Annotated in this window: 17 protein-coding genes and 1 pseudogene; 13 read left to right on the top strand and 5 right to left on the bottom strand. The window is 72.1% G+C overall.

Annotated elements, in window-relative coordinates:
• Positions 1–113 precede the first annotated feature (113 nt).
• Positions 114–1,625, top strand: a complete 1,512-nt coding sequence (gene rpsA / locus ACZ56E_RS30270) for a 30S ribosomal protein S1 (RefSeq protein WP_358588030.1) — start codon at positions 114–116, stop codon at positions 1,623–1,625.
• Positions 1,626–1,785: 160 nt separating this feature from the next.
• Here the strand turns inward: rpsA and ACZ56E_RS30275 are convergent.
• Both ACZ56E_RS30275 and ACZ56E_RS30280 read right to left on the bottom strand, forming a co-directional pair.
• A pseudogene (locus ACZ56E_RS30275) lies at positions 1,786–2,322 on the bottom strand (right-handed parallel beta-helix repeat-containing protein); the annotation flags it as partial.
• Positions 2,295–2,420, bottom strand: a complete 126-nt coding sequence (locus tag ACZ56E_RS30280) for a hypothetical protein (RefSeq protein ID WP_471218973.1) — start codon at positions 2,418–2,420, stop codon at positions 2,295–2,297. The gene ACZ56E_RS30280 and the pseudogene ACZ56E_RS30275, both read right to left, overlap by 28 nt.
• 226 nt (positions 2,421–2,646) lie before the next feature.
• Between ACZ56E_RS30280 and ACZ56E_RS30285 the strand changes: the two genes are divergently transcribed.
• From ACZ56E_RS30285 to ACZ56E_RS30295, 3 genes are all read left to right on the top strand, one after another.
• Positions 2,647–3,585, top strand: coding sequence for a PAC2 family protein (locus ACZ56E_RS30285; protein WP_468609717.1), 939 nt, complete (start codon positions 2,647–2,649; stop codon positions 3,583–3,585).
• A 51-nt stretch (positions 3,586–3,636) separates the two neighbouring features.
• Positions 3,637–4,236 carry a dephospho-CoA kinase gene (gene coaE / locus ACZ56E_RS30290; RefSeq protein ID WP_471218975.1) on the top strand — a complete coding sequence of 200 codons (600 nt, stop codon included), beginning with the start codon at positions 3,637–3,639 and terminating at the stop codon, positions 4,234–4,236.
• Between the two features lie 222 nt (positions 4,237–4,458).
• A complete protein-coding gene (locus ACZ56E_RS30295) occupies positions 4,459–4,821 on the top strand; it encodes a tetratricopeptide repeat protein (protein ID WP_468609713.1) in 363 nt (120 codons plus the stop codon).
• Positions 4,822–4,869: 48 nt separating this feature from the next.
• On the opposite strand, the gene ACZ56E_RS30300 is transcribed toward ACZ56E_RS30295, so the two are convergent.
• On the bottom strand, positions 4,870–5,130 hold the full coding sequence (locus ACZ56E_RS30300) for a DUF6343 family protein (RefSeq protein ID WP_471219328.1): 261 nt from the start codon (positions 5,128–5,130) through the stop codon (positions 4,870–4,872).
• A gap of 129 nt (positions 5,131–5,259) precedes the next feature.
• Here ACZ56E_RS30300 and ACZ56E_RS30305 point away from each other — a divergent pair, with 129 nt between their 5' ends.
• The 3 genes from ACZ56E_RS30305 (at position 5,260) to ACZ56E_RS30315 (ending at position 7,500) form a co-directional block, all read left to right on the top strand.
• Positions 5,260–6,177 carry an acyltransferase domain-containing protein gene (locus ACZ56E_RS30305; RefSeq protein ID WP_471219330.1) on the top strand — a complete coding sequence of 306 codons (918 nt, stop codon included), beginning with the start codon at positions 5,260–5,262 and terminating at the stop codon, positions 6,175–6,177.
• 43 nt (positions 6,178–6,220) lie between these two features.
• Positions 6,221–6,925 carry a class I SAM-dependent methyltransferase gene (locus ACZ56E_RS30310; protein ID WP_471218978.1) on the top strand — a complete coding sequence of 235 codons (705 nt, stop codon included), beginning with the start codon at positions 6,221–6,223 and terminating at the stop codon, positions 6,923–6,925.
• A 128-nt stretch (positions 6,926–7,053) separates the two neighbouring features.
• On the top strand, positions 7,054–7,500 hold the full coding sequence (locus tag ACZ56E_RS30315; RefSeq protein WP_471218980.1) for a DoxX family protein: 447 nt from the start codon (positions 7,054–7,056) through the stop codon (positions 7,498–7,500).
• A 152-nt stretch (positions 7,501–7,652) separates the two neighbouring features.
• Here the strand turns inward: ACZ56E_RS30315 and ACZ56E_RS30320 are convergent, their stop codons facing one another.
• On the bottom strand, positions 7,653–8,093 hold the full coding sequence (locus tag ACZ56E_RS30320; protein WP_471218982.1) for an RNA-binding S4 domain-containing protein: 441 nt from the start codon (positions 8,091–8,093) through the stop codon (positions 7,653–7,655).
• Positions 8,094–8,235: 142 nt separating this feature from the next.
• On the opposite strand from ACZ56E_RS30320, the gene ACZ56E_RS30325 reads away from it, so the two are divergent.
• From ACZ56E_RS30325 to ACZ56E_RS30350, 6 genes are all read left to right on the top strand, one after another.
• Positions 8,236–9,594, top strand: coding sequence for a M20/M25/M40 family metallo-hydrolase (locus tag ACZ56E_RS30325; RefSeq protein ID WP_471218984.1), 1,359 nt, complete (start codon positions 8,236–8,238; stop codon positions 9,592–9,594).
• Between the two features lie 86 nt (positions 9,595–9,680).
• Entirely contained in the window at positions 9,681–11,153 is a 1,473-nt protein-coding gene (locus ACZ56E_RS30330; RefSeq protein ID WP_471219332.1) for a YfcC family protein, read from the top strand.
• Positions 11,154–11,270: 117 nt separating this feature from the next.
• On the top strand, positions 11,271–11,993 hold the full coding sequence (locus ACZ56E_RS30335) for a uracil-DNA glycosylase (protein ID WP_468610055.1): 723 nt from the start codon (positions 11,271–11,273) through the stop codon (positions 11,991–11,993).
• 159 nt (positions 11,994–12,152) lie between these two features.
• Positions 12,153–13,289 (top strand): MFS transporter, encoded by a 1,137-nt coding sequence (locus ACZ56E_RS30340; RefSeq protein ID WP_471219338.1) that lies wholly within the window; start codon positions 12,153–12,155, stop codon positions 13,287–13,289.
• A 25-nt stretch (positions 13,290–13,314) separates the two neighbouring features.
• Complete coding sequence (gene pip / locus ACZ56E_RS30345; RefSeq protein WP_471218986.1) at positions 13,315–14,262, top strand: prolyl aminopeptidase; 948 nt, start codon at positions 13,315–13,317, stop codon at positions 14,260–14,262.
• 192 nt (positions 14,263–14,454) lie between these two features.
• Positions 14,455–15,528, top strand: coding sequence for a glycoside hydrolase family 6 protein (locus ACZ56E_RS30350; RefSeq protein ID WP_471218988.1), 1,074 nt, complete (start codon positions 14,455–14,457; stop codon positions 15,526–15,528).
• On the opposite strand, the gene ACZ56E_RS30355 is transcribed toward ACZ56E_RS30350, so the two are convergent.
• Positions 15,525–15,977 carry a RidA family protein gene (locus tag ACZ56E_RS30355; protein WP_471218990.1) on the bottom strand — a complete coding sequence of 151 codons (453 nt, stop codon included), beginning with the start codon at positions 15,975–15,977 and terminating at the stop codon, positions 15,525–15,527. The two genes, ACZ56E_RS30350 and ACZ56E_RS30355, sit on opposite strands and share 4 nt — an antisense overlap.
• Positions 15,978–16,019 lie beyond the last annotated feature (42 nt).

The following is a 16,019-nucleotide window of genomic DNA, read 5'->3' on the forward strand; positions in this document are numbered from 1 at the left end:
CTTCCCTTGCCGGAAGCCGCGCCTCCTAGGCTGTCCGGCTTCTGCAGAGCGAAATCGGCTCCCGGCGTTGCAGTACCTACGACTTCAATGTCCGTACCGGAGCCCTAACCCACATGACGAGCAGCACCGAGACCACCGCCACCACCCCGCAGGTAGCGGTCAACGACATCGGTAACGAGGAAGCCTTCCTCGCCGCGATCGACGAGACGATCAAGTATTTCAACGACGGCGACATCGTCGACGGCGTCATCGTGAAGGTCGACCGGGACGAGGTCCTGCTCGACATCGGTTACAAGACCGAAGGCGTCATCCCGAGCCGCGAGCTCTCGATCAAGCACGACGTCGACCCGAACGAGGTCGTCAAGGTCGGCGACGAGATCGAGGCCCTGGTTCTCCAGAAGGAGGACAAGGAAGGCCGTCTGATCCTGTCCAAGAAGCGCGCTCAGTACGAGCGTGCCTGGGGCACGATCGAGAAGATCAAGGAAGAAGACGGCATCGTCACCGGTACCGTCATCGAGGTCGTCAAGGGTGGTCTCATCCTCGACATCGGCCTCCGTGGCTTCCTGCCGGCCTCCCTCGTCGAGATGCGCCGCGTCCGCGACCTCCAGCCCTACGTGGGCAAGGAGCTCGAGGCCAAGATCATCGAGCTGGACAAGAACCGCAACAACGTGGTCCTGTCCCGCCGTGCCTGGCTCGAGCAGACCCAGAGCGAGGTCCGCCAGACCTTCCTCACGACCCTGCAGAAGGGCCAGGTCCGCTCCGGCGTCGTTTCCTCGATCGTCAACTTCGGTGCGTTCGTGGACCTGGGTGGCGTCGACGGTCTCGTCCACGTCTCCGAGCTCTCCTGGAAGCACATCGACCACCCCTCCGAGGTTGTCGAGGTCGGCCAGGAAGTCACCGTCGAGGTTCTCGACGTGGACATGGACCGCGAGCGTGTCTCCCTGTCGCTCAAGGCGACGCAGGAAGACCCGTGGCAGCAGTTCGCCCGCACGCACCAGATCGGGCAGGTTGTTCCCGGTAAGGTCACCAAGCTCGTTCCGTTCGGTGCGTTCGTGCGCGTCGACGAGGGCATCGAGGGCCTGGTCCACATCTCCGAGCTGGCCGAGCGCCACGTAGAGATCCCGGAGCAGGTCGTCCAGGTCAACGACGAGATCTTCGTCAAGGTCATCGACATCGACCTCGAGCGTCGCCGGATCTCGCTGTCGCTGAAGCAGGCCAACGAGTCCTTCGGCGCCGACCCGTCGGCCGTCGAGTTCGACCCGACCCTGTACGGCATGGCCGCGTCCTACGACGACCAGGGCAACTACATCTACCCCGAGGGCTTCGACCCCGAGACCAACGACTGGCTCGAGGGCTACGAGACCCAGCGCGAGGCCTGGGAGACCCAGTACGCCGAGGCGCAGCAGCGCTTCGAGCAGCACCAGGCTCAGGTCATCAAGTCCCGCGAGGCCGACGCCCAGGCCGAGGCCGAGGGTGCGGCGGCTCCGGCCGGCGCCGCTCCGGCCGCGTCCAGCGGTGGCGGCGGCGGTTCGTACTCCTCGGAGTCGGACGACAACTCCGGCGCGCTGGCTTCGGACGAGGCGCTTGCCGCGCTTCGCGAGAAGCTCGCCGGCGGCCAGAGCTGACGCTCGCCTCTAGGCGGTAGCTGAACACTGCGGGCCCGCATCCCTTCGGGGGTGCGGGCCCGCAGTGCGTTTTGGTTCGGGTGCGGGTCTGTGGGGGCTGGGCGCGCAGTTCCCCGCGCCCCTGAACGGCTCGTCCCTTCGGGACGTTGCCCTAAGAGGGTTAGGGCGTGACCGGGATGTTGGTCAGGCCCTTGCCCCCCGTCACCGTGTTGCTCGCGTGCACCGTCGTCCTGCAGTCGGCGCTCTGGTTCGTGACGTTGATGGCCAGCTGCTTGTCGCCCGTCGCGCCCGTCAAAGTCGACTTGTTGCCGCGGAAGACCGTGCCGCAGCCCCAGCCGGGCTGCTGGGTGTGGGTCTCGTAGCCGTTGTTGAGGGTGTTCTTGCCGGTGTTGTTCTCGATGACGTAGCCGTTGCCCTTCACGTCGACCCACGAGTCGTCGTAGTGGTTGCCGGTGAGGCCCCTGCCGTCGAAGGTGTTGCCCGAGACCTTGCCGCCCGTCGTGCCCTCCTTGAGGTCGATCGCCTCGCCGCCGACGTCCGGGCCGATGGTGTTGCCGATGATCTGGACGTTGTCGCTCTTGTCGGAGAGCGTGTTGGCGGTGCCTACGTAGACGCCCTCTCCCATGCCGCGGCCGTCGTTCCCCGTGTCGTGGATGCGGGAGTTCCTGATCACGCCGTCCCTGCTCGACTTCCGGAAGTCCGCGCGGGCGTCGCGGCGGAGGCGGTCGCGGCCAGGGCCGTGGAGGCGGTCGCCGCCGTGAGCAGGGTCGCCAGCAGGGTTCGTCGGGTGCGCATGTGGGGGGTGACCTTCCCGTCGGGAGCGTGGCGCTCTTGAGGGTTCCTGTACGTGAACTCAAGGTGTGCATATGAACGTTGAGAACGTAGAGGTGGGTCATGTGCGCGTCAAGGTATGGACCAGGGGTGGTCGGCCGTCGCCGAGAAGGAGGTGCGGGGCGGATGGCGGGAATGCGCGTGTCGCCGCGTGCGTTCTCCGTTACGAACACGAGGAGGAGCGGTCACAGTGCTTGATCCGCAGGGTTTGTACGCATGGGAGCCGAAGGGCCTCGCCGTCGTAGACATGGCGCTCGCCCAGGAGTCGGCCGGACTGGTCATGCTCTACCACTTCGACGGATACATCGACGCGGGCGAAACCGGCGACCAGATCGTCGAGCGGCTCACGGACGGCCTTCCCGGGCAGGTGGTGGCGAGATTCGACCACGACCGGCTCGTGGACTACCGCGCCCGCCGCCCGCTGCTCACCTTCCGGCGCGACCGCTGGAGCGAGTACGAGGAGCCGACGCTCGACGTCCGCCTCGTGCAGGACGCCACCGGCGCGCCCTTCCTGCTGCTCTCCGGGCCCGAGCCCGACGTCGAGTGGGAGCGGTTCGCCAAGGCCGTCCAGCAGATCGTGGAGCGGCTCGGGGTGCGCCTGTCCGTGAACTTCCACGGCATCCCCATGGGCGTCCCGCACACCCGCCCCGTGGGCCTCACGCCGCACGGCAACCGCACCGACCTGGTGCCGGGCCACCGCAGCCCGTTCGACGAGGCCCAGGTGCCGGGCAGCGCGGCCTCCCTGGTGGAGTACCGCCTCCTGGAGGCCGGCCACGACGTGCTGGGCGTCGCGGCGCACGTCCCGCACTACATCGCGCGCTCCACCTACCCGGACGCGGCCCTCACGGTCCTGGAGGCGATCACCGCCGCCACCGGCCTGGTGCTGCCCACCGTCGCGCACGGGCTGCGCACCGAGGCGCACCGCACCCAGACCGAGATCGACCGGCAGATCCAGGAGGGCGACGAAGAGCTGGTGGCGCTCGTCCAGGGCCTGGAGCACCAGTACGACGCGGCGGCGGGCGCGCAGGACCGCGGCAACATGCTCGCCGAGCCGACGGACATCCCGTCCGCCGACGAGATCGGCCGCGAATTCGAGCGCTTCCTCGCGGAGCGGGAGGGCGACGCGTGACGGCGGGACCGCCCGGGGCCAGTCCGCCCGCCAGGCCCTAAGCTGCCGGTCATGCTGAAAGTGGGCCTGACCGGCGGTATCGGCGCCGGCAAGAGTGAGGTGTCGCGGCTGCTCGTCGCGTCCGGTGCGGTGCTGATCGACGCGGACAAGATCGCGCGTGAGGTGGTGGCGCCGGGAACCGCAGGGCTGGCGGCGGTCGTCGACGCCTTCGGGCGGGAGGTGCTCGCTGCGGACGGCTCCCTGGACCGGCCGAAGCTGGGCGCGATCGTCTTCGCCGACGCCGAGAAGCTGGCCGTCCTGAACTCCATCGTGCATCCGCTCGTGGGCGCCCGTTCCGCCGAGCTCGAAGAGTCCGCGTCCGACGACGCGGTGGTCGTCCACGACGTGCCCCTGCTCGCGGAGAACGGCCTCGCACCGCTGTACGACGTCGTGGTCGTCGTCGACGCGAGCCCCGAGACCCAGCTGGACCGCCTGGTGCGGCTGCGCGGCATGAGCGAGGCGGACGCCCGCGCGCGGATGGCCGCGCAGGCGACCCGCGAGAAGCGCCTGGAGGTCGCGGACATCGTGATCGACAACGACGGCCCGCTGGACGGACTCGCGGAGCGGGTCGCCGAGGTCTGGACAGACCTCACACGAAGGGCCCACGCCTGAGGGCGGCAGTGGTGCCCCTGGGGCAGCGCCCCTCAAGGGGCGCGGGAAACTGCGCGAGCAACCGAAACCGAGCCCGCACCCGCCGCCGAACCGTCGTGGGCAGACGCGTCCGCGGCCCGTAACGGCGCGCTGAGTGATCACCTCGCGCGCGTGGGACAGCTGTGCGGAATAGGCCAGGGTGCGACGCGCGTTGACCCGGGGAAGCGAGGGAAGGAGTCCGGCGTGCCCGACATCACCCCGGAGACCCATGTCATCGATTTCCGCGCGGCGGAGCAACTCCTCGCCGCCCGGGACCCGCGCGGCGCGGTGAAGCTGCTCGACACGGTCATCGCCGCCCACCCCGAGAACACGGCGGCCCGCCTGCTGCGGGCGCGCGCCTTCTTCGCCGCCGCGCAACTGCGCGCCGCGGAGCTGGAGTTCAGCATCGTCCTGGAGCGGGAGCCGGACAACGCCTTCGCGCACTTCGCGCTCGCCCGCACCTACGAGCGCGCCTCACGGCCCGAGCAGGCACGCCGCCACTTCCGGCTCGCGGCCGCCCTGGACCCGCAGCCGGAGTACCTGGCGGCGGCCCGCTTCGACGACTGAGACCGGAGGGGCCGGCCCAGGGCCGGCCTGCCGCCAGGGGACATCCGGCTAGGGGACGTCCGGCGGATCGTAGGGCGGGATGTTCCTGCCCGGCTGGTAGTGCGGGCCCTGACGCATCCGGTGCACGACCCACGCCAGATCGGCGGCGACCACCACCAACAGCACCCCGCACGCCACCGCCCACCCGGTCCGCCCGGCGAGCGCGAAGGCGACGGTGCCGAAGGCCGCCCAGACCAGGCCCCATACGCTGAACCAGAAGCGCATGCGCAGCGGACTGCGCGCGGTCACCGGTTCACTGCCTGTGCGCATCATGAAGGGTCATCTCCTCCTTTCCAGGATAAAGAGGGTGGGAACGTGCTGGAAGCGCTCAGGTCCGACGAACGGCTTGCCGCCTGGCTCCGCGAGCTGGAGAGCGCGGGGGAACCGCGCTCCGAGGCGGTGCTGCCGGACGCCGACGAGCTGCCGGACGTGCTCCTCGACCTCGCCGTGCCGCACGAGGACATCAACGGGCTCGTCGCCCTGCGCGGCCGGCTGTGGGCCGACCCGGAGGCGCGGTGGCTGCTCGACCGCTGTGTGGACGCCGTCGTGCGCGACATGGGGGCGGTCGGCCGCGGCGGCCGTCTCCTGGAGCTGCCCGAGGCGTGCGGTGAGCTCGGGCGCTGCTTCTACGTGTACGTGTTCGTGGCGGCGCTGGAGCACGTGCGCGCGTACCACCGCGACCGCGGCATCCCCGCCGACGTCTCCCGCCGCACCCTCGCCGACCTCGGACGCCACATGGCGGTGCACCGCAGGGCACACGGCAGCAGCGGCCTCCTCGTGCCCGGGTGGCACGCTCTGCACTTCCGGGGCGAGCTCTACCAGTTGGGGCGCCTGCAGTTCCAGCGGGCCGTGCTGGGCGGGCGCATGGGCGGCGCGACCACCGCGGCCGGGCATCGGGCCGGCCCTGGCGACCCCTGCCTGAACCTCCACATCGCCGACTTCCGGGGGCCGTTGACGCCCGAGTCCTGCGACCGGTCGATGGCCCGGGCGCGGGAGTTCTTCGCCCGGCACTTCCCGGACGAGCGATATGAGACAGCCGTCTGTCACTCCTGGCTGCTCGACCCGCAGTTGGGCGACCGCCTGCCCGAGGATTCGAACATCGTCCGCTTCCAGCGGCGATTCCACCTCGCCGAGGGGTACGGGACGGAGCCGGAGGACGGCGACCCCGTCTCCTTCGTCTTCGGTGACCGGGACCTCCCCGTGGCCGAACTCCCCAGGCGGACCAGGCTGGAGAGGGTCGTGGGCGACCATCTGCGGGCGGGCGGCCACTGGTACATCGGACATGGCTGGTTCCCGCTGGCGGCGGCGGGGTCGTGAGGGTGTTCGGGAACGGGGCCGGGGCGGCCTTCGTTGGCCGGGCATGAGCGTGGAGATGCGTGAGGGATACGAGGGAACGGGACCCGGCGCGATCACGCCGGACGGCTGCGCGGTCGAGCTGTACACGCGCCTGTCCGTCGGGGACGAGCCGGACGTCATCGAGGGTGCCGTGCCGGCCGGGGCGCACATCCTGGAGCTGGGCTGCGGCGCGGGCCGGGTGACCCGCCCGCTCCTGGAGCGCGGCTTCCGGGTGACCGCCGTGGACGAGTCCGCCGAGATGCTGGAGAAGGTCGCCGCGCTCGACGGCGGGGTGCGGACGGTGCTGAGCCCGATCGAGCGGCTCGACCTGGACGAGAAGTTCCCGGTCGTGATGCTCGCCTCGTTCCTCGTGCACAACGGCGACAGGGCGGTGCGGCGCCGCATGCTGCGGGCGTGCCGTGCGCACGTCACGGACCAGGGCTGCGTGCTGATCCAGCGGGAGGGCGCGGACTACCACACGAACCTCCCGAGGGAGCGCGTCGACCCGGGCGGCTATACGGTCCGGATCGTCTCGGCCGAACCGGTCGGCGACGGCGTGAACGAGGTGCACGCGGAGTACGTCTTCCCGGACGCCGTATGGACCCAGACGTTCCGCGCCCGCCCGCTCACTCCGGAACAGTTCGAGGAGGCGCTCGCGGAGGCGGACCTGAAGGTCGACAAGTACCTCACGGAGGACGGCACTTGGGTGCGGGTGGTCCCGGCGGGCTGAGGAGCCGGCGAGGAGCCGCCTGGTGGAGCGATGAAGTTCCTGGTGGAGCGATGAGTTTCGCGTGGGTGGCCGGTCTGTATCGGTGACAGCGCAACGGCCCAAGGGCCCCGCCCGCCGAGGAGATCACGATGTCCACCACCACCGCCCCAGTGCACACCCCGAGCGCCCCGAGCACCCCGGCCGCCCCCGCCACGCGTGGCCGCGGCGCCCGCGTCACCCTCCGCACCCTCCAGGTGCTGCTCGGCGTGTTCTTCGGTGCCGCGAGCGGTGCGCCCAAGCTGATCGCGCACCCGACCGCCGTCGAGGCCTTCGACAAGCTCGGCTGGGGCGCGCCGGGGATGTACACCATCGGGGCGCTGGAACTGCTCGGCGGGATCGCGCTGTTGCTCCCGCTGCTCTCGTCGATCGCCGCCACGGCGTTCATCGGCCTGATGACCGGCGCGTTCATCGTGTCCGTCACCGCGCTCGACGGTGAGAACGCGGCCACGCCGCTGATCCTGATCCTGCCGCTGGCGTGGATCGCGTGGGCGAGGCGGGAGGAGACGGCGAAGCTCGTCGCCCGCGTGCGGCGGTGACGCGCCCGGCCCGCGCGGTGCGGGTCAGTGGTGCGGGCCAGCTGCATCGGCTGCGGAGAGGCCTCAGCAACACGTCGACGTACACGGCGTGTTGCTGAGGCCTCTCCGTGTTCCGCGCCCGTTTCCGCAGGCGGCGCCCGTTACCCGGCCGGTCAGGCCTTCGGCGTCCGGAGGCGTTCCATCTCGCGGCGGTCCCGCTTCGTGGGGCGGCCCGTGCCGCGGTCGCGGATGCCCGCGGGGGCGACCGCCTCGCGGGGCGGCGGGGGCGGCGAGTTGTCGACGTAACACTCGACGGCGACCGGCGCGCCGACGCGCTTGCGGATGAGGCGCTTGACGATCACGACGCGCTCCCGGCCGCCCGCCTGTCGCAGCCGCACCTCGTCGCCCACATGTACGCCGTACGAGGGCTTGACGCGCTCGCCGTTGACCCGGACGTGCCCGCCCTTGCACGCGGCGCCGCCGGCCGAGCGGGTCTTGACGAGGCGGACCGACCAGATCCAGCTGTCGACACGCACCGACCCCCCACCCGCCGACCCGCCGCCCGAACTGCCTCCCGGCGCGCCGCCCCCTGTAGCTGAAGTCTCCGAAGCCATGTGTCGACCTTAGTCCGGCTCCGGCCCGGCATGCCGGGCTCCCGGCGAGCCGTCCGGAAACCGCTGAAGCCCGCCACCCATAATCCGGACGAATCACGGTAATCGGTCCGAACGCGACGTACGACTCCCAGGGGTGCTGTTCATGATGTCTTTCGAAGCCACCGTCGACGCGCTGATGGACGGGTTGCGGGCCGACCTCGTACGGCTCGCCTCGATTCCCTCGATCGCCTTCCCGGGATATCCGCCCGAGCCGGTCGAGCAGGCCCACGACCTGGTGGCAGGGCTGTTGCGCGACGCCGGTGTCCCGCGTGTGGAGCGGCTCGACCTGCCGGACACCGCCCCGGTGGTCCTCGGTGAGATCCCGCCCCCCGAGCCCGGCGCGCCGACCGTCCTGCTCTACGGCCACTACGACGTGCAGCCGCCGGGCGACGCGTCGCTGTGGCGGTCGCCGCCCTTCGAGCCGACCCCCGTCGAGGGCGGCCTGCGCGGCTGCGGCGTCGCCGACGACAAGGCCAACGTCATCGCCCACCTGGGCATGCTGCGGGCCTACGGAGGCCGTCCGCCGGTCGGCGTCAAGCTCGTCATCGAGGGGCAGGAGGAGTACGGCAGCGCCTTCGAGAACCACCCGCCCACCGACCCGGGGCGGTTCGCCTGCGACGCCATGGTGATCGCCGACCACGGCAACATCCGCCCCGGCACCCCCACCCTCGCCACCGGACTGCGCGGCGCCTGCGAAGTGGTCGTCGAGGTCCGCACCCTCGACGAGCCGCGCCACAGCGGCGAGTTCGGGGGAGCCGCGCCCGACGCGCTGCTCGTGCTGCTCAAGGCGCTCGGCACCCTCCACGACGTACACGGGGATGTCGCGGTCGAGGGGCTGCGACGCGAGGACTGGACCGGTACGACGTACACGGAAGAGGAGTTCCGCTCCCTGGCGGGCGTGCGCGAGGGGGTGCCGCTGATCGGCAGCGGCAGTCTCGGCGAGCGGCTGTGGAGCGGGCCCGCGATCACCGTGATCGGCCTGGACGCGCCGAGCGTCGACCATGGCGTGTCCGCCGTCGTGCCGTACGCCAGGGCCAGGCTGAACCTCCGCTTCCACCCGCAACAGGACCCGAAGGAAGCCCAGGGCCGGCTGGTCGCCCACCTGCGCTCGCTCAAGCCCTTCGGTATCCCGCTCACCGTCAGGCCCGGCGCCGCGGGACCCGGCTACCAGGCGGCCACCGGCGGCCCCGCCCACCGCGCCGCACGCGCCGCCCTCAAGGAGGCCTGGGGCACCGAGGCCTCGTACGTCTCGACCGGTGGTTCCATCCCGCTGGTCAACGGCCTCGCCAAGGCGGCCCCCGGCGCGGAGGTCCTGCTCTTCGGCGCCCAGGACACCATGTGCAACCTGCACGCGCCGAACGAACGCGTCCTCTTCTCGGAGCTGCGCAACACCGTCGTCGCGCTGTGCGCCTTCGTACGGGAGTACGCGGCGGACTTCCGGACGGCGGGCGGCGCCGCGTGAGCACGAGTCACGCGCCGGTCGGCGGCGACCCGGCCGAGGACCCCTCGGGCGAGCGGCGGAAGCGTACGTTCACCTTCCCCAGTGCCCTGACGGTCCTCGCCGTCGTCACCCTCGCGGTCTGGCTGCTCGCCTTCCTCGTCCCGTCGGGGCAGTACGACCGCGACGGCTCCGGCGCGCCCGTCGAGGGCACCTACCACCGCGTCGACTCCGGGCAGTCCTTCGTCGACCGTCTCAACGACCTGTTCCTTGCGCCCGTCAACGGCCTCTACGGCATCCAGGACGAGAAGACCTCGCTGGTCGCGCCCGACAACGTCGGCGCGCTGTACGGCAGCGCGGGCGTCTTCCTGTTCGTGCTGGCCATCGGGGCGTTCATCACCGTCGTCTTCGCGACCGGCGCCCTCGACCGCGGCATCGGGCGGCTCGCACACCGGCTGCGCGAGCGCGGGGCGCTGCTCATCGCCGGGGTCATGGCCGTCTTCTCCGTGCTCGGCACGGTCGAGGGCTTCGCCGAGGAGACGCTCGGTTTCTACGGCCTGATCGTGCCGCTCATGCTCGCCCTCGGCTATGACCGCATGACCGCCGTCGGCGTGATCATCCTCGGCGCGGGGGTCGGCGTGCTGTGCTCGACCGTCAACCCCTTCGCGACGGGCGTCGCCTCGTCCGCCGCGGGCATCTCGCTGGGCGACGGCATCGTGCTCCGCTTCCTCATGTGGATCGTCCTGACCGGCGTCACGGTCGCGTACGTCATCCGCTACGCCCAGCGGGTCCGGCGGGATCCGGAGCGGTCCCTGTCCGGGTTCCTGCCGGGCGACCGGGACCATGAGCGGGCGGCGGAGGGGACGAGCGAGGCGGCGGGCGAGGTGCCGGAGCTGACCCGGCTGCACAAGGCGGTACTCGTCGCCACCGGCCTGGTCTTCGCCTTCATGATTTTCTCCGTGGTGCCCTGGTCGAGCGCCCTCACGGGCAGGGCCGACGCACAGCCGTACGCCTTCGAACTCGGCTGGTCCTTCCCGCAGCTGGCGGCCCTGTTCCTGTGCGCGGCCGTCGGCGTCGGGCTCGTCGCGCGCATGGGCGAGCAGCGGCTCAGCTCCACGATCGTCCAGGGCGCGGCCGACTTCGTCTCGCCCGCCCTGGTCATCCTGCTCGCCCGCGGCGTCACGACGATCATGAACAACTCGAAGATCACGGACACCGTGCTGCACTCCATCGAAGGGCTGGTGAAGGGCACCTCGTCGGGGCTCTTCGCGGTCATCGTCTTCCTCGTGAACCTGCCGCTCGCCTTCCTGATCCCCTCCACCTCGGGCCACGCCACGCTCGCCATGCCGATCCTCGCCCCGCTCGCCGACTTCGCCGGCGTCTCGCGCGCGGTCGTCGTCACCGCCTGGCAGGCGGCCAGCGGCTGGATGAACCTGTGGGTGCCGACGACGGCGGTGACCATCGGCGGGGTGGCGCTCGCGAAGGTCGGCTACGACAGGTACCTGCGGTTCGTGTGGCCGCTCCTCGCCGTGCTCGCCGTCCTCGTCTGCGCGTTCCTGGCGCTGGGCGCCGCGCTGACCTGAGCAGGCGCCGGAGCGTGTGGACAGCGGGCGCCGGAGGGTGTGGAGAGCGGGCGCCCGGGCATGCGGACGACGAGGGCCGCAGACGGCGCCTACCAGGACATACGTACGGTGGAGGGCATGGACGGCCTGAGCGAACTGGACCAGCGGATCACCGGGTGCCGCGCCTGCCCCCGACTCGTCGAATGGCGCGAGGAGGTCGCCCGCACCAAGCGCGCCGCCTTCGCCGACTGGACGTACTGGGGGCGCCCGGTGCCCGGCTTCGGGCCGTCCGACGCCGCGCTCCTGCTCGTCGGCCTCGCCCCCGCCGCGCACGGCGCCAACCGCACGGGCCGCATGTTCACCGGCGACCGCTCGGGCGAATTCCTCTACCCGGCGCTGTACGACGTCGGCCTCGCCTCCCGCCCCACCGCAGAGAGCGCCGACGACGGCCTGACGCTGTACGGCACCCGCATCACCTCGCCCGTGCACTGCGCCCCGCCCGCCAACAAGCCCACCACGGAAGAGCGCGACACCTGCCGCTCCTGGCTGGTGAGCGAGCTGAAGCTGCTCGCGCCGACGCTCAGGTCGGTGGTCGTGCTCGGCGGCTTCGGCTGGCAGGCCGCGCTGCCCGCCTTCGCGGCCGCGGGCTGGCAGGTGCCGAAGCCGCGCCCTGCCTTCGGGCACGGCGCGCACGTGCGGCTCGCGGGCGGCCCCGGGCAGGAGCCGCTCGACGTCTTCGGCTGCTTCCACGTCAGCCAGCGCAACACGTTCACCGGGCGCCTCACGCCCGCGATGCTGCGGGAGGTGCTGCGCTCGGCGGCCTTCGAGGCGGGCCTGCACCCGAACGGCCCAGCAGAGTGAGCCGCGCCCGGCGCTGATTCCTAGCGTGAGGACGTGGACGAGACTCGCGCGGCCAAGCCATCCGGTTCCTCCGCGGCCGGCCCCTCCGGCCCCTCCGCCGCCCAGCCCTCCGACGCCCTCGGGGCCAAACCCTCCGGCGCCGCCTACCGCAATCTCGCCGTGGCGACCATCGGCTTCACGCTCACCTTCTGGGCCTGGGACCTGGTGGCGCCGCTCGGCAGCGACTTCAAGGACCGCCTTGGCCTGAGCTCCTTCGAGCAGTCCCTCCTGGTCGCCGTGCCGGTGATCGTCGGCTCGCTGGGCCGGGTGCCGGTCGGCGCCCTGACCGACCGGTACGGCGCCCGGCTGATGTTCCCGCTCGTCTCGGCGCTCACCATCGTCCCGGTGCTGCTGATCATTCCGGCGAGGAACAGCTTCGGCGCGATGCTCGCGGTCGGCTTCCTGCTCGGCCTCGGCGGTACGACGTTCGCCATCGGCATTCCGCTGGTCAACTCCTGGTTCCCGCCCGCCCGCAGGGGCTTCGCGCTCGGCGTCTTCGGCATGGGCATGGGCGGCGTGGCGCTCTCCGGCTACTTCACGCCGCGCATCGCCGAGCACGGCGACAACCTGCCGTACATCATCGTGGCGATCGCGCTCGCCGCCTTCGCGGTGCTCGCCGCGTTCCTCATCAGCGACCGCCCCGACCGGCCCGTGCCCACCAGCTCCCTCGGCACCCGCCTGGGGCGGGCGGGCCGGCTCCGGGTCACCTGGGAGCTGTCCGCGCTCTACGCGATCGGCTTCGGCGGGATCGTCGCCTTCGGCGTGTACCTGCCCACGTATCTGAAGACCTGGTACGACCTCTCGCCCACCGACGCCGGGACCAAGGCCGCCGGCTTCGCCCTCGTCACCGTCGTCTTCCGGCCCGTCGGCGGCTGGCTCTCGGACCGGCTCCACCCGGCCACGGTCACCACCGCCGCCCTCGCGGTGGTCGCCCTCTTCGCCGTCGTACAGGCCTTCGATCCGGCCCTGTATCCGATGGGAACGATCTGCTTCCTGGCCATGGCGGCGGGCCTCGGCACCGCGAGCGGCAGCGTCTTCGCGCTCGTCTCCCAGGTGACCCCGCAGCCGCAGGTCGGCTCCGTCACCGGCATCGTGGGCGCGGTGGGTGGCCTCGGCGGGTTCGTGCCGCCGCTGGTCATGGGCGCCATCTACAGCGCCAAGGACTCGTACTCGATCGGCTTCATGCTCCTCTCCGACCTGGCGCTCGCGGGCTGCGTGTACGCGTACGGGCGGATGCGAAACGCCCGTGCGGAGTGACGAGGGCAGCACCTAGGCTGCCCCGATGGGCCTCTATCCGGACATCGAACCCCACGACAGCGGCATGCTCGACGTCGGTGACGGCAACCGCGTGCACTGGGAGGTCTGCGGCAACCCGCACGGCAAGCCGGCCGTCGTCCTGCACGGCGGCCCCGGCTCCGGCTGCACGCCCTTCTTCCGCCGGTACTTCGACCCCGACGCGTACCGGATCGTCCTGCTCGACCAGCGCGGCGCGGGCCGGTCCACGCCGCCCGCGAGCGACCCGGCCACCGACATGGGCGTCAACACGATCAACCACCTGATCGGCGACCTGGAGCTGCTGCGGCGCCACCTGCGCGTCGAGCGGTGGCTCGTCTGGGGCGTCTCGTTCGGATGTGTGCTCGGCCTGCGGTACGCGCAGAGGCACCCGGACCGGGTCTCGGAACTGGTCCTCACCGGCATCGCCACGGGCAGCCGCGCCGAGGTGGAGCTCCTGACGCGGGGGCTCGGCCGGATCTTCCCCGAGGCGTGGCGGGCGTTCCGCGACGCGGTGCCGGAGAAGGACCGGGACGGCGATCTGGCCGCCGCCTACAACCGGCTCCTGGAATCACCCGACCCGGCCGTGCGGGCGACCGCCGCGCGGGCCTGGACGGACTGGGAGACGGCGTTCGTGCCCGCGCCGCCGAGGTCCGTCCCCCGCTACGAGGACCCGGACTTCCGGGCCCGCTTCGCGCGCACCGTCACGCACTACTTCGCCCACGACCACTGGCTGGGCGGCGACGAGGTCGTCCTGCGCGACGCGCCCTCCCTGGCGGGCATCCCGGGCGTACTGGTCCAGGGCAGCCTGGACTTCGGCAACCTCCTGGGCATCCCGTGGCGGCTCCACCAGGCGTGGCCCGGCAGCGAACTCGTCCTGGTGGACGACGCGGGGCACAACGCGGGGGCGCGCGGAATCGCGGAGGAGCTGACGACGGCGACGGACCGGTTCCGTTAACCCTGGCCCGGGTGGTCCCCGGCGAAGTGCTCACCGGTCCCGTCGACCCTGGCCCGGTGGCCCCCGCCGAAGCGCTCTTCCGGGTGAACTGCCCGGGACGGGGCCCGGCCGCGGCGCTCCGATCGCCCACACTCCGGGGAAAGCGCCGACCACCGCCGGCGCCGGATCAGCCCGAACGACTGGAGCCGCCCGGTGTCCCAGCAGCCCTTCCGCCGTTCCCGCCCGCGGCCCCGACGCACCCTGACCCGAGCGGTCCTCGCCGCCGCCCTGCTCCTCGGCGTGGCGGCGACCGGCGGCGTCGCGGCCCACGGAGCGGGGTCCGCGGGGCCGGCCGACCCTGTCCCGGCCGAGCCCGTTCCGGCCGACCCTGTCCCGGCCGACCCCGTCCCGGCCGACCCCGTCTTCTGGGTCGACCCGCACAGCGCCGCCGTTCGCCAAGTCGGGGAGTGGCAGGCGGCGGGCCGCACCGAGGACGCCCGTCTCATCGAACGCATCGCGGGGCGCCCCCAGGCCGTCTGGCTCAGCGACGAGGATCCCGGCGCGGTCGTCCGCACCCATGTCGAGGCGGCGGCGATGGCGGAGCGCACCGCGGTCCTCGTCGCCTACTTCGTCCCGCACCGCGACTGCGGCGCGCACTCCGCGGGCGGCGCCCGCGACGCCGCGCACTACCGCCGCTGGATCGACGACTTCGCCTCCGGACTCGGCACCCGGGGCGCGTACGTGATCCTGGAACCGGACGCCGTCGCCCAGCTGGTCGCGGGCTGCCCGCAGGCCGACGCCGACGAGCGGTACGAATTGCTCGCCCACGCGGTCCAGCGCCTCAAGCGCCAGCCGAACACCAAGGTGTACGTCGACGCGGGCAACGCCGCCTGGATCCCCGACGAGCAGCGCCTGGTCGCCCCGCTGCGCCGCGCCGGAATCGCCGAGGCCGACGGCTTCGCTCTGAACGTGTCCAACCACCAGACGGACCAGGTGAGTGCGGACTACGGCCACCGGCTCGCCGCGGCGCTCGGCGGCGACAAGCACTTCGTCATCGACAGCAGCCGCAACGGCAACGGCCCCTACGCGGGCAGCCAGCCGTGGTGCAACCCACCGGGCCGCGCCCTCGGCACGCCGCCCACCGCCCGCACCGGCGTGCCCCTGCTCGACGCCTACCTGTGGGTCAAGCGCCCCGGCGAGTCCGACGGCACGTGCCGGGGCGGGCCGCGGGCCGGCCAGTGGTGGCCGGAGTACGCGCTGGACCTGGCGCGCAGGTCGCGTGGCTAGCCCTGGTCACCGGGGCCGCCGGGGCCGTCGGGGACGACCGCGGTGGCGGTGATCTCGACGAGCTGGCCGCGGTAGCCGAGACAGGACGTGCCGAGCAGCGTCGAGGTGTGCGGGCCCGCGTGCAGGTCGCTGCCGCGGACGACGTCCCACGCTGTGCTGAGCGCCGCGGGTTCGTCGGCGACCACGTACACGGTGCTCGCCACCACCTGCGACAGGTCGCTGCCCACCGCGCGCAGGGCCTCGTCGAGGTTGGCGATGACCTGCTCGGTCTGGCGGGCGATGTCGCCCTCCCCGACGAGGTTCCCCTCGGGGTCCAGCGGGACGGAGCCCGCCATGAAGGCGAGCCGGGTGCCGGCTTCGACGACGGCGGCGTGGGCGTATCCGGGAGGCGGGAAGAGGGTGGGGACGACGGTGCGGGTGGGTGTGGTGGTGCGTTCCGGGGTGGTCATGCCGCGATCGTGCGGGACGTGGGTCGCGTACGCATCCGAATT

The sequence above is a fragment of the Streptomyces sp. NPDC039480 genome (genome assembly GCF_055597165.1).